Source organism: Mesorhizobium sp. M7A.F.Ca.CA.002.04.1.1 (assembly GCF_004022805.1).
Classification (GTDB): Bacteria; Pseudomonadota; Alphaproteobacteria; order Rhizobiales; family Rhizobiaceae; genus Mesorhizobium; species Mesorhizobium ciceri.
Window position 1 is genome coordinate 1 of sequence record NZ_RZPL01000063.1, and the last position, 13473, is coordinate 13473.

The following is a 13473-nucleotide window of genomic DNA, read 5'->3' on the forward strand; positions in this document are numbered from 1 at the left end:
GGGAAGAGCTGGACACGCCCACCTCCGGCGCGCCGGCGCCGGAAGGAACGACAGTGGAAGACCACGATACCGGCGCCGCGCGAACCTATGATGGACGCAGCAGGCGCTTCAGTGTTTTAAGTTGTCGCCAGACTAACAGCGCCGTGCCCGATCACCAAGAGCCGCATGCCGAATTTTACCGGCAGGCCGCTGACCGCCGTTCCGGCGCGGCCGCGTGATGAATCCGCACGCCGCAGTTGCCGGCGCAACGCCTGCCGGCATCTCTTTCGGGCGCCCCACGGACAAATCTTGCCGGCCGCCGCTGCGACAAGGGTTCGCGGTTGAATAGCCGGCTTCGATGAGGCATTTCTGAAATGAGCGGAAGAATCCGGCGCAGCCGGCCTCCCACCAGCCACGAAAGGAAGCGGACCCCGCAACGCATGGCAGTCAGGCAATGAACTGGAGACGCTATTTCTGGCCGGTCGTCGGCATCGCGGCGGTGATCTTCTCGCTGCTGCTGCTCTGGCACGAACTGCGCGGCATTTCGCTCGACGATGTCTGGGACGGCATCGCTGCCATTCCGACCCGCGGCTGGGTTCTTGCCGCGCTGAGTTCGATCATCGCCTATGCTTCGCTCGCCGGCTACGACCACATCGCGCTTCTGCATATCGGCAAGCGCGTGTCGTGGCTGTTCGTCACGCTGTGCTCCTTCACCACCTATGCGCTGTCGCACAACATTGGCGGTTCGGTGTTCTCGGGCGCCGTCATCCGCTACCGCGCCTACGGTACCAGGGGCCTGACCGGACAGGATGTCGGCGTGCTGGTGGCGGTCTGCTGGATCACCTTCGTGCTGTCGACGATTTTGGCCTCGGGCCTCGTTCTGGTGTTCGAGCCTGAGATACTCGACCGATTTTCCGGCATCGCCCATCATGGCCTGTCCGAAGCGGCCGGTATCGCGATGCTGCTGCTCGTCGCCGCCTATATCTTCGGCAGCTGGCTGCATCTGCGCCCGCTGAAGATCGCCAGCTTTCAGCTGCATTATCCGGCGCTGCCGATCGTCGCCCGGCAGTTGCTGATCGGCCCGATCGAACTGCTGGCCGCCGCCGCGATCATCTTCTTCGCCCTGCCCGCGGCCCACAATCCCGGCTACTTCGTCATACTGGGCGTCTTCCTCGTCTCCTTCTCGATCGCGCAGATCTCGCATGCGCCGGGCGGACTCGGCGTGTTCGAGGTGGTGTTCCTCGCCGGCCTGTCGGACATGGATCCGGTCGGCGTGCTGGCGGCGCTGCTGGTGTTCCGGCTGTTCTACCTGATCGTCCCGCTGATTCTGGGCCTGGGCATCGTGCTGTTCTTCGAACGCTCGCAGTTCAGCCGGACGGAGCCTTGAGGCGTGGAATAGGACTGGGCGCCGCGCGCCGGCATCTGCAGTGTGGCGTCCTGTCGAAACGTGCCATTGACGCACAGAGCAGGCTTGACTATTTTCCGCTGGCGGCTACAAGGCAGCGCTCACAGCGGCTTGCCCGCTCGGCCCGCACGGTTTTCACGTTTATCGTGATATTCAAGATCGTGCCTGCTGGGGAATAGGTTAACGGTAGACCCACGGACTCTGACTCCGTTAGTCCTGGTTCGAATCCAGGTTCCCCAGCCACTCCTCTTCTCTCGATCAAAACAATCACCAACGCTCATCATCGTGAAATGCTCCCTGGCGACCACCTGACGGGATTCCAGCTATGGTGGGTTGCGGCGGGGTGACATTTATAGGATCGTCAAAGGATCGAAATTATCGAAGGAAGAACGGAATGCGCGCTTTGGTCTTCATCGGATTTCTGATGTTCGTTACTTTCTTGGTTGGCTGCACGACAGACAAGGGGAATGCCAGTCAAACCCAGACTGCGGAAGACAAGGCGCAGTGTACCGGCTTTGGTTTTAAACAAGGCACGGATGCTTTTGCCAATTGCATGATGAAGCTTTCGTCGCAGCGACAAGGCCAACAGCCCCAAGATCACGATGCACTCCTTCGCCGGTATAAGTCCTTAAGTATGGCTCGGCGCGGTGATGATCGGTATCCTGTATGCAGCGCCTCCGACATGGACAATGAACTCGATACTTCGGCAAATAAATGGATTGGCCCCAATTGCCAGATGGCACCAGATTAAGCGAGTGGAGTGCTGTACCAGCGACCCCGTCGAACGCGCCAAGCGTGAAATTCAAGACACCGCCGCAACACCAGTCGATCCAACGAGCCGGCATATTTATTCCGGCGTTCGCCGCATCGCGCGCCGTGTCGTCACTTACCCTGCCTTCCTGTAGGCCGCTTCGGCTGCGTGATTTCCTTCGATGAAGCCGAGGCCGATTCCGGTCGCGCTCCACTCCCGGCACCCGGCCTCTGCTACATCGAGGAGCATGGAGCAAACGCGTAATGGTCAGTGACAGCCGATTCCTTCTCGAACGCATCAGCCAAGGCTGCGTGACGCTCTCCGACGACGAATTCGTCATCGACAGGCTGGTCAAGTATTTCGGCAATGGCAGGATCCGCTGGCACGTCGAATTCCGCGGGCATCGCATCGAGCTGACGACAGGCCAGCTTAAGAAGCAGCCGACCTTCCGCAGGAAAATGCTCGAACAGACAGGGGTGCTGCCGCCCCAGCGTGCCGGGACCAACTACAGGCGATGGGCAGTCGATCTGAGGAAGAATGCCGTCGAGCTTCCTTGGCGGGATAGGCCGGTGGATAGCGGCTTCGCCATCGACAGGCTCGCCAGCCACGGCGACGGGCGCTGGACGGTCGAATATCAAGGCAAGACCATCAAATTCACGACGACGAAACTCCGCAGGCAGGTGAGTTTCCGCAAACGCATGCTGGCCAAGGCCAAGGTGCTGCCGCCCGAGTTGACCCCGGCTGCCTATCGGAAGTGGATGGACTGGCTCATTCAAAACGCCACCGAGGCTGCTCCGCAGGCCGGCGATGCCTTGATGACCGAGAAAAGCTGGCTTGACGACCTGCCTGAGCTAGCCGGCTGGCAAAATGAAACGGTGCCCGAAGAGACCGGCTAAGGGCGGCGATAGTCTCCAATGCAAGCAGCGATGGCACTCGTTGCGTTTGCCATGCCTGCCAGTTTCGGCACACATTGATGGCGAAGGAGTCTGACCAGAGCTGGCTCGCTGGCAATCAGAATTGAAATGAGACGACATGGACCGCTTCGACCTCGGCACCTACCGCCGCCCCATCTCCACTCGCTCGACAGAAACCCAGCGTTGGTTCGATATTGGCCTTAACTGGTGCTACGGCTTCAACCATGAGGAAGGCATCAAGTGTTTTGAGAAGGCGCTGGAGACGGATCCTCACTGCGCGATGGTTCACTGGGGCATCGCCTATGCCGCTGGACCTTTCTACAATCTGACCTGGAAGGAGCATGGCGAGGCCGAGGCCGACAGCGCGACCAAACGCTGCTTCGAGCATGTCCAACTGGCCAGGGCCAATGCGGCTTCCGCCAGTGAGATCGAGAAGCGGCTGATCGAGGCGCTGGCCGCCCGCTTCCAGAAGCCACACCGGGTGAGCCTGGAGGAATTCGAACGTTGGGATGACGCCTATGCCGCCGCGATGCGGCTTGTGTATCGGGACTTTCCCGATGACCATGATGTGATGGCACTGCTGGTCGAAGCACTGATGATGCGCACGGTGCGGCGGCTGTGGAACCTCAAGACCGGCGCGCCGGCGCCGAATTCCGATGTCGTCGAGGCGCTCGACGTCTGCGAGCGGTCGATCCGGCTTGCCGATGAGGCCGGCGCAGCACAACATCCGGCGATCGTCCACCTGCACATCCATCTCCTGGAAATGTCCACCATGCCGGAGCGCGGCATGCGGTCAGCGGATCTGCTCGGCGAGATGTGCCCCGATGCCGGGCATATGAACCACATGCCGGGGCACATCTATGTGCTGTGCGGCGAGTATGAGAAAGCAAAACGCGCCAGCGAAAAGGCGGTGCGCGCCAACGACCTCTATCTCGCCTATGCCGACGAGCCGACCTATTATTTGCTCGGCTGCTGCCACGATCTGCATCTGATGATGTTCACCTGCATGTTGTCGGGCCAGCACCAGTCTGCACTGTGGGCCGCCGACAGGGTGCGCAGCCTGGTCGCGCGCGACGTGGTCGCCATCCAGGGCCGGCCAAAGCTCACGCAGACGGTGGAAGGCTACCATGCGATGAAATCGCATGTGCAGGTGCGCTTCGGCCGCTGGCAGGAGATCATCGACGAACCGATCACCGAGGAGCCGGGCCTCTATGTGCTGACGGCGGCCATGCAGCGCTACGCCAAGGGTGTGGCGCATGCGACGCTCAAGCATTTCGCTGAGGCTGAACGTGAGCGCGAAGAGCTCCATCGGCATCTGAAAGGCATTGCGCCCGAGCGGCGCTTCCTCAGCAACCCGGCGCAAGCTTCGCTGGCTGTCGGTGCCGCCCTGCCTGTGCAGGACGAGCGCGCAGCAAGGCTGCTGTCACTGACGCGAAGTCTGCCTGTCGCCACTGTTGCGGCCGATCGGCTAGAGCAATTCCAGGAAAAGTGTGAAACGGTTTTCCGTCCGGAATTGCGTCAAAACAAGGAGTTAGAGCGGGTCGCCGTCTCCGTGAAACGGTGAACTGCTTTAGCCAAACAAATTGTCGGCCAGATCGTCGTTGGCGGTGGAAACCTCGCCGCCCGGGTATGTCACCTGCCGATCAGCCAAGGCTCCATGCTGCGTCGTCCCACGCCTTCGATCAGCACGGAGCAGTCTATCTCATCGTGAAGTTGGGCGTTTGGGTCAGACGAAAGCCAGGAAGCATAGGAGCGAAGCTGCTTGAGCCTGGCTGTTTTCTCAAGCCGTGCCTGGCGCTCATCCTCGGCTGGTTGAGCCGGTCCTTTGTTCTTCTGGGCAGGAAATTGCATCCTGGCTCTCCTCGGTCACCGAGCCTGTGGAGACGGACTCAATCGGGCGTTGGCCCGTTGTCGCTCCGGTCTCTGCGGTTCTGAAGCCAACACATGCGCTGACGGGAGTCGCCATTCATCTTGATGATGGCGGACCCTTATCAACAATGCACCCGCGCCACCGCCGGGTGCTCCTGGTCCGGGTTCACTGCGCGCACGGCACTCGGCAGTCGGACGCAACTGCAGGAAATGGAACCAGATCGGCCGTGCGACGTCATAGAAGCAGGTGCCCATACGGGAGTGTGACCTCCATGATCAGGCTCGTTCTTGTCGCGGTCGCCATGCTCGTCATCGCATGCGATGCAACGGCGGCGGCAAAACTGGACGCGGCCGCCGTCAACAACGCCCAATTTGACGGCAGCGAAGCGAAAGGCGTCAGTGCGACCGTGCTGAAGGCGCAAATCCTCCTGGATCGTGCACGCTTCTCGCCAGGCCTGATCGATGGCCGCAAGGCAGAGAACTTCACCCGGGCAGTCAGTGCGTTCCAAGCGGCCAACGGATTGCCTGCCGACGGCAAGCTCACCCGCGAGACATGGGACAAGCTGGTCGCGACCTCCTCGCGCCCCGCGATTGAGACCTACGATTTGACACGCAAGGATGTGCATGGGCCGTTCACCAGGCGAATTCCGGCGCGCATGGAGAGGATGGCCCGCCTGCCCAGGCTGGCCTACCACAATGCCCTGGAAAAGATGGCGGAGCGCTTCCACATCAGCGAGCAACTGCTTGAACGGCTCAATCCCGGCATCGGCTTCAGGAGGGCGGGGCAAAAGCTGCTCGTGCCAGCTGTCACCCGAGGTGATCCGCCGCAAGACATCGCGAGCGTCGAGGTCGACAAGAGCGCTCGCCAGGTTCGGGTGCTTGACCCTTCCGGCAAAGTGCTTGCGACGTACCCCGCCTCGATCGGAAGTCAGGAGAAGCCCGCGCCGAGTGGCCAGGCGGAGGTCAAACGCGTGGTGCACCACCCAGCCTATCATTACGATCCCGAGTTTGCCTTCAAGGGAGTGAGGAGCAAGCGCCCCTTCACGATCGCTGCCGGGCCAAACAATCCGGTGGGATCGGTCTGGATCGACTTGTCCATCGATAGCTACGGCATTCACGGGACTCCGGACCCAGGCAAGATCGGAAAGACCTTCTCGCATGGTTGCATCAGGCTGACCAACTGGGATGCCGAAGACCTCGCCTCCGAAGTGCAAAAAGGCACAAAGGTCGTCTTCAAGGACGAAGCGGCAGGATCGGTCGAACAGGGATCGCAGTAGGTAGGCGATACGGCCTACCCACTTTCGACCGTGCGACTAGTCACACGGTCGTGTGACTGGCGTCGCCGAGGGCGTGGAGCGGCCCTTTACCCCAGCCACTTCTCGTAGTCGGACACCAGCAGATGGATCGGGGCAACGTCTTCGTCGATGTTGGAAAAACGGCCGATCGGTTCGCGAAACCCATTGTCGGTGAGATCGTCGTTGACGGTCGAGACCTCGCCGATCAGCACATCCTTGCCCTCGGCCCAAAAGGCATGCCAGACGCCGGGCAGCAGCGTGACGCTTTGGCCCGGGTCGAGCTTCAGGAGCCCGCCCGCAGGCAGCCTGTGGATGGTTCCGTCGACCGGCACCGAAACCTCGGCCTTGGGATCGATGCCGCCGTCGCGGTCATGCATGAACAGTTCCAGCACCAGCTTGCCGCCGCCACGGTTGATGATGTCCTCGGCCTTGACGTTGTGGCGATGCATCGGCGACAGCTGGTCCTTGCGCGAGATCATGATTTTCTCGGCATAGAGCATGCCCATGCCCTTCTTCATGTCCTCGTAGCGGCCGTTGCGAACGGTGAACAGGAACAGGCCGAGCTCCTTGAACTTCTCCTGACCGTAATCGGTGATGTCCCAGCCGAGCCGCGAGGTAAACACGGCCGCGGAGTCGGCCTGGCGCGCCTTCGCCTCCTGCGGCGACCAATAGGCGAAGGGCGGCATGATGTAGCCGAACGAGCGGATGAAAGCGTCGGCTTCGCGGATGATGTCGTTGATGGCGGAGCGCTTCATGATCATGATCCCTTCGTATCGATTTGTCTGGCAAATCGCATAGCCGAACGTCGATGCGGTGTCGATCCATCTCGCCGCCCTGCCCGGTCTTGCGCTTAGGCGCATGGACCACAGATCCGCTTCGCTGGCCGCGTGACATCGCGGATTTTCAGGGCCATAAAACCCGCGGATTCCTCATGGGGTGAAAGATGATGCCGACCGTCCACGACCTCGATACGCCGTCGATTCTCATCGACGCCGCGCGCGCCGAAGCCAACATTGCCCGCGCCCAGGCGCATGCCGACAAGAACGGGCTGAAGCTCAGGCCGCATATCAAGACGCACAAATTGCCCTATTGGGCGAAGAAGCAGGTGGCGGCCGGCGCCGTCGGCATCACCTGCCAGAAGATCGGCGAGGCCGAGGTGATGGCCGATGCCGGGCTGGCCGATATTTTTCTTCCCTACAACATCCTTGGGCGCGCCAAGCTGGAGCGGCTTCTGGCGCTGCACGGGCGCGTCACCCTGTCGGTGACAGCGGACAGCATGGAGACGCTCGAAGGGCTGGCAACCACCTTCACCGATGCCGGTCATCGTCTACCGGTGCTGGTCGAATGCGACACCGGCATGGGACGCTGCGGCGTGCAGTCGGCCGATGAAGCGGTTGCGCTGGCAAGACAGATCGACAGAACCGGTGGCCTCGCCTTCGGAGGACTGATGACCTACCCGGCCGCCGGGAAGGCAGCGGAGGCCGAAGCCTGGCTCGCCGACGCCAAGCAGGCGCTGGCCGCATCGGGCCTCGCCTGCGAACGCATCTCCAGCGGCGGCACGCCGGATATGTGGCGCTCCAGCGATACATCTGTTGTCACGGAGTATCGTCCAGGCACCTACATCTATCTCGACCGCTATCAGGTCGCCAAAGGCGTCGGCACGCTCGACGATTGCGCGCTGACGGTGCTGTCGACGGTGGTCAGCCATCCCACCGCGACGCGCGTTATCCTCGATGCCGGCAGCAAGGCGCTGTCCAGCGACACGCTGGGTCTCGCCGATTTCGGCGAGTTGCCCGGCGTGCCGGGAGCGCGGGTGACGGGCCTGAGCGAGGAGCACGGCACCGTCACGCTTTCGGGTGACGGCAAATTGCGCATCGGCGAGCGCGTGCGTGTGGTGCCCGACCATTGCTGCGTCGTCACAAACTTGTTCAACGAGGTCAATCTGATCGACGGCGACAAAGTGCTGGAAACGCTGCCTGTGGCGGCGCGCGGAAGGATGGGGTGAACTAAGAAGCGTCTTGCCTTCTCACACAAGGGGAGAAGGGGGAGAGCGCTCCGCCTGCCGTGCCGCGACCCTGCGCATGGCAATCACCCGGCGACGGCGGATTTCGGTGCGCATCGCCATCAGGTGCAGCGCGAAGAACAGCACGGTGAAGCCGAGCGCCATCACCAGAAGCGGCCACAGCAGGCTGGGGTCGATGGTGGAGCCGCCCATGCGGAACACCGAGGCCGGCTGATGCAGCGTGTTCCACCAGTCGACCGAGAATTTGATGATCGGGATGTTGATGAAGCCGACCAGCGTGATGATGGCGGCGGCCCAGGCGGCGCGGCTGGCATCGTCGAGCGCACGGGTCAGCGCGATGATGCCGAGATACATCAGGAACAGCACGAAGACCGAAGTCAGCCGCGCATCCCAGACCCACCAGGTGCCCCACATCGGCTTGCCCCAGATCGAACCGGTGATCAGCGCCAGCGCGGTGAAGACCGCACCGATGGGTGCGGCTGATTTCAGCGCGACATCGGCCAGCGGATGCCGCCAGACGAGCGTGCCGAGCGCCGAGACCGCCATCAGCGTGTAGCACATCATGGCCAGCCAGGCGAAAGGCACGTGGATGTACATGATGCGGACGGTGATGCCTTGCTGGAAATCCTCAGGCGCGGCAAAGCTCATATAGAGCCCGACTGCGAGGATCAGTGCGGCGATCGTGGCCAGCCATGGCACGACCTTGTCCGCCAGCCCGACGAAGCGCGTCGGGTTGGCGAGATCCATCCAGCTTGTCAGGCGTGAAGTCGTGTCGCTCATGCGGTTCTACATAAACCGCCGCGGCGTTCGGGGCAATCGAGCGGTGGTGTCGCAGGGCTGCAGCGCTTTGCCTTCTCCCCTGTGGGAGAAAGCAGAGACGTGCCTGATCAGGCGGCCGCTTCCTGCTGTTGCAGCACGGTGCGGCTGAGGCGGCGGACCTCCTCGTCGTTGAGCAGGCCGCCAGCGCGCAGCAGGCTGGCAAAGCGGCCATTGCGCAGCGACAGCTCGGTGAAGCCGCCCATCTCGACCACCCTGCCCTTGTCCATGAACACGACCAGATCGGCGTCGCGAACGGTGGTCAGGCGGTGGGCGATGATGAAGGTGGTGCGGTCGCGGCGCAGTTCGTCGATCGCTTCCTTGACGCGGTCCTCGGTCTCGACGTCGAGCGCGCTGGTCGCCTCGTCGAGCACCAGGATCGGTGCGTCCTTCAGCACGGCACGGGCAATGGCGATGCGCTGACGTTCGCCGCCCGACAGCTGGCCGCCACGTTCGCCAACCACCGTGTCGTAGCCATTGCTCTTGGACAGGATGAAGTCCTGTGCGGCAGCCGCATTGGCGGCGGCATGGATCTCGTCATTGCTTGCATCGGCGCGGCCGACACGGATGTTGTCCTCGATCGAGCGGTTGAGCAGGCCGGCATCCTGGAACACCGTGGCGATCGAATGGCGCACCGACTTGCGGGTCACGGTGCGGGTGTCGATGCCGTCGATCAGGATACGGCCATGGGACGGCGAGAAGACACGCTGCAGCAGGTTGATGAGCGTGGTCTTGCCGGCACCCGTCGGGCCCACGATGGCGACGGTCTGGCCCGCCTGCACCTCGAAGGACACGTCGTCGATGCCTTGGCCGGAATTGGCGAATTCAAAGCCGACATTCTCGAAGCGCACATGGCCGGTGACGTTGGAAAGATCGCGCAAGCCGTCCGGCTCGGCGGAATCAGCCGCGGAGTCCTCGAGATGGTAGAAATCCTCGAGCTTGGCACGGGCCTCGGAAATCTGGTTGGCGAAAGCCGACATCTGGTCGAGGCGAGCGATCAGCATCGTGGCAAAACCGGTGAAGGCAATGACGTCGCCGACACCCAACTGACCATGAGTCACGAGATAGGAGCCGATCGACAACACGATCAGCATCGAGATTGCCGATGACAGACGGTGCAAGGCATTGGCCAGCGCCCACCAGTCGAGCACAGGGTTCTGCGCGTCGAGCAGGTTCTTGACGTAGCGGCGCAGCGTATCGGCCTCGTGGCCGAGGCGATTGTAGCTCTGCAGCACCGCAACGTTGCTGACCGAGTCGGTCACATGCGCGAACACCTTGTGGTAGTGGCGCTCGACCGCAGCCTGGCCCGCCTTGGTGCGGCGCATGACCATCCGGCCGATGCCGACATAGAGCAGCCCGAGGCCAAGCAGCACCAGCGACATGCGCAGGTCCATGCTGATCGCGGTCGGAACCAGCAGTACGAGGGCGACAGCCGTGGACAGATGCTGGCGCATGAATTCGAGCCAAAGGCTGAACAGGGTTTCGACGGCACGCAGCATCGTGTGCAGCGCATTGGAGGTGCCGTGCTGATGGTGCCAGGCGAGCGGCATGGTGATCACGCGCTCGAACGACTCGCAAAGCACTTCGCTGCGCCGCGCGTGGGCAAAGCGGTCAGCGCCGCGCGCCACCATGACGAAGGCAACGATGTTGAAGGCGCCGAGACCGGCCCACATGACCAGGGTGGTGAAGACAGAGCCACGCTCGGAGATGGCGCCGATGACGCGACCGAACATAATCGGCTCGAGAAGCGCTACGATGGCGAGAGCCACGTTGGCCGAACAGATCAACGCAACGCGTTTCCTGTCCGCGGCCAGATAACCGAGAGCTCGCCAGTAGATTTGCAGAAGGGTCACCCCAGTTACTCCGCCACGCTGTTTATTGTGCACTGCATCATTTTATTCGTACCGGTTGATACGTCGCAAAACAATGGCCGTGTACCCCTTCAGTTCCCTTAGAGCGAACAAAAGATGGCGACGTTCCGAAATCTGCCGTGATCACCTAACGGTTTGAGAAGACAGGTAAAATGTCAGGCATGCGGCGAAATCATGGCAGTTGGCACGTGCTGCCATAATTTTAATCAGCAACAATGTCGGGCGGATGACTGAGGCCGAAATCGCCTTTCGCGAAGTATAAAGCAAAACAAAGCTGCAGGATGCCCTTCCAGGCGAAGGGTGGCCAAACCCTCACCGCTCGCGGCTACTCCTATGGGACGCCTCAAGCCTTTGATTTCATAGACTTCTCGGCGGGATGCCCGTCAACGGCAGACGGCAACGCCAGGCGGGATGGGGCCTCTCATCCCGCCTGGCGTGACAAAAGTCGCGGTCGGGGCCTCAGCCCCGAGCGCATGCTTTTTGGGCAACAGGCCTCAGGCCGGAATCCTGACGACAACCTCGGCAACTTCGCCGTCCTTCAGCTCGACTGCCGAAGCCTTGGTCTTTGCCCCATTCACCTCCAGCGACACGGCCTTGGCCTTATTGTCGCGGATGACACGAACCTTGAGTTCCGCCCCCAGCATTTTGAGATTTGCCGAGTACCCATCCCAGTGGCTTGGCAGCTTCGGCTTGAACTGGACACGCTTGCCGCGCCGTTCGATGCCCAGAATGCCTTCGACCGCAGCCCTGTAGAGCCAGCCGGCAGAGCCGGTGTACCAGGTCCAGCCGCCACGGCCGCCCTTGCCGTTGCCGGCATTGTCGTCCCCGGCATAGATGTCGGCCGCCACGACATAGGGCTCGACTCGATAGTGCTCGGCCGTGGCCTCGTCGGTCGCGTGGTTGACGGGATTCAGCATCGAGAAACAACGATAAGCCTCGTCGACCTGCCCCATCTCGGCAAGCGCGATGACGAACCATGTGGCGGCGTGGGTGTACTGGCCGCCATTCTCGCGCACGCCAGGCGGATAGCTCTTGATGTAACCGGGGTCCTTTTCCGTCTTCGAGAATGGCGGCGTGAACAGCTTGACGATCTTCAGCTTGTCGTCGACGAGCAGCTTCGTTGCTTGCTCCATGGCGGTGGTCGACCGTGCCGGGTCGCCCTCTCCCGAAAGCACGCTCCAGGACTGGGCGATCGAGTCGATCTTGCACTCCTGCGAGTTGCGAGACCCCAAAGGCGTGCCGTCGTCGAAACTGCCGCGCCGGTACCATTCGCCGTCCCATGCGGTGCTCTCAAGCGCCCGCTTCAGAACATCGGCATGCTTTGCCCAGGCCTGTGCTCGCTTGGCATCACCCTCGGTCTTGGCGACGGGCGCGAAATCGCCCAGCGTCTTCAGCAGGAACCAGCCGAGCCAGACGCTCTCGCCCTTGCCGTGCTCGCCGACGCGGTTCATGCCGTCGTTCCAGTCGCCGCCGAGGATCAGCGGCAGGCCCGCGGGGCTGCTGCGCTTGATGGCGAGATCGAGCGCACGCGCGCAATGGTCGTAGAGCGTCGCTGTCTTCTTCGAGATTTCCGGGGTGAAGAAGGCATCGTGCTCGCCCTCGCCCAGCGGCTGTCCATCGATGAAGGCCAATTGCTCCTTGAGGATGGAGGCATCGCCGGTGACCAGCAAATAGCGCGCCGTAGCGTGGGCAAGCCAGACCACGTCGTCGGAGATCAACGTGCGTACGCCAGCACCCGTGCGCGGCAGCCACCAGTGCTGCACGTCGCCTTCGGGGAACTGCCGCCGCGCCGCGTTGAGGATCTGGTCGCGCGCCAGCTGCGGGTCATGTGCCAGCAGCGCCAGCGTATCCTGCAACTGGTCGCGGAAGCCGAAGGCGCCGCTGGCCTGATAAAAGGCCGAGCGGGCGCGGATGCGGCAGGCCAGGCTTTGATAGGGAAGCCAGTGGTTGACCATGGCGTCGAGCGCCTTGTCGGGCGTCTCGACCTGGATGGTGTCGAGGAAGCCGCGCCATTCGCGCTCATTGTCGGCCAATCGCTGGTCGAAGTCCTTGGCCCGATGCTCCTGCACCAGCGCGCTCGCCTCCTCGACCGACTCGGCGTCGCCGAGCAGCCAGAGCAGCGTCACGTCGCCGCCTGCCGGGATCTCGACGTCGCGGGCAATCGCCGCGCACGGATCGTCGCCGGCCTCGACACGGCCAGACAGCGCCGCACCGCTCAGCACCGCCTGCGGTAGCTCGCTGGAGCCATGCCGGCCCAGGAACTCCGATCGGTCTGTCGTCACCGAATGGACGCCGCCGTCGGCCGCCAGGAACGCAACCCGCTCGCCGAAATCCAGCCCGTAGGGGTTTTGTGCGAGCAGCGCCCCACTGGCGGCATCCCGCGACGGGACGATGGTTGCCGCAGTGCGCGACCGATGCCCGCCGAGCACCCATTCGGCATAGGCATAGACACGCAGCCGCGCCGGCACCGAGCCGGAATTCTGGATGCGCAGCCGCGAGATTTTCAGGGAATCGACCGGATCGACGACATGGGTAAGGTCCATCGACAAC

At 62.5% G+C, this 13473-nt stretch carries 12 protein-coding genes and 1 tRNA gene; 8 read left to right on the forward strand and 5 right to left on the reverse strand.

From position 1 onward, the window contains the following. From ENZ75_RS34580 to ENZ75_RS05580, 6 genes are all read left to right on the forward strand, one after another. The coding region (locus tag ENZ75_RS34580; RefSeq protein ID WP_206617015.1) for a hypothetical protein at positions 1 to 218 on the forward strand (218 nt) is incomplete at its 5' end. Positions 219 to 433: 215 nt separating this feature from the next. Further along, a complete protein-coding gene (locus ENZ75_RS05560; protein ID WP_063167748.1) occupies positions 434 to 1366 on the forward strand; it encodes a lysylphosphatidylglycerol synthase domain-containing protein in 933 nt (310 codons plus the stop codon). A 187-nt stretch (positions 1367 to 1553) separates the two neighbouring features. Continuing rightward, positions 1554 to 1627, forward strand: a tRNA-Gln gene (locus tag ENZ75_RS05565). A gap of 151 nt (positions 1628 to 1778) precedes the next feature. Further along, positions 1779 to 2135 (forward strand): hypothetical protein, encoded by a 357-nt coding sequence (locus tag ENZ75_RS05570; protein WP_024505762.1) that lies wholly within the window; start codon positions 1779 to 1781, stop codon positions 2133 to 2135. A 263-nt stretch (positions 2136 to 2398) separates the two neighbouring features. Further along, the gene (locus tag ENZ75_RS05575) at positions 2399 to 3031 is read left to right on the forward strand and encodes a hypothetical protein (protein ID WP_063167747.1); all 633 of its coding nucleotides are present in this window, start codon (positions 2399 to 2401) and stop codon (positions 3029 to 3031) included. 136 nt (positions 3032 to 3167) lie between these two features. Beyond that, complete coding sequence (locus tag ENZ75_RS05580; protein WP_244514292.1) at positions 3168 to 4613, forward strand: hypothetical protein; 1446 nt, start codon at positions 3168 to 3170, stop codon at positions 4611 to 4613. A gap of 68 nt (positions 4614 to 4681) precedes the next feature. Here the strand turns inward: ENZ75_RS05580 and ENZ75_RS05585 are convergent, their stop codons facing one another. After that, positions 4682 to 4900, reverse strand: a complete 219-nt coding sequence (locus ENZ75_RS05585) for a hypothetical protein (protein ID WP_013532292.1) — start codon at positions 4898 to 4900, stop codon at positions 4682 to 4684. A gap of 290 nt (positions 4901 to 5190) precedes the next feature. On the opposite strand from ENZ75_RS05585, the gene ENZ75_RS05590 reads away from it, so the two are divergent. Beyond that, entirely contained in the window at positions 5191 to 6195 is a 1005-nt protein-coding gene (locus tag ENZ75_RS05590; protein ID WP_063167746.1) for a L,D-transpeptidase, read from the forward strand. A gap of 86 nt (positions 6196 to 6281) precedes the next feature. Here ENZ75_RS05590 and ENZ75_RS05595 read toward each other — a convergent pair whose 3' ends face one another. Further along, positions 6282 to 6968 carry a D-lyxose/D-mannose family sugar isomerase gene (locus ENZ75_RS05595; RefSeq protein WP_128277950.1) on the reverse strand — a complete coding sequence of 229 codons (687 nt, stop codon included), beginning with the start codon at positions 6966 to 6968 and terminating at the stop codon, positions 6282 to 6284. A gap of 191 nt (positions 6969 to 7159) precedes the next feature. Between ENZ75_RS05595 and ENZ75_RS05600 the strand changes: the two genes are divergently transcribed. Further along, positions 7160 to 8218 (forward strand): D-TA family PLP-dependent enzyme, encoded by a 1059-nt coding sequence (locus ENZ75_RS05600; protein WP_063170202.1) that lies wholly within the window; start codon positions 7160 to 7162, stop codon positions 8216 to 8218. 21 nt (positions 8219 to 8239) lie between these two features. On the opposite strand, the gene ENZ75_RS05605 is transcribed toward ENZ75_RS05600, so the two are convergent. The 3 genes from ENZ75_RS05605 to ENZ75_RS05615 all read right to left on the reverse strand — a co-directional run. After that, positions 8240 to 9016 carry a heme ABC transporter permease gene (locus ENZ75_RS05605; protein ID WP_027162453.1) on the reverse strand — a complete coding sequence of 259 codons (777 nt, stop codon included), beginning with the start codon at positions 9014 to 9016 and terminating at the stop codon, positions 8240 to 8242. 107 nt (positions 9017 to 9123) lie between these two features. Beyond that, entirely contained in the window at positions 9124 to 10905 is a 1782-nt protein-coding gene (locus ENZ75_RS05610; RefSeq protein WP_013532297.1) for a glucan ABC transporter ATP-binding protein/ permease, read from the reverse strand. A 512-nt stretch (positions 10906 to 11417) separates the two neighbouring features. Continuing rightward, on the reverse strand, positions 11418 to 13473 hold a 2056-nt coding region (locus tag ENZ75_RS05615; RefSeq protein ID WP_348630602.1), incomplete at its 5' end, for a glycosyl hydrolase family 65 protein.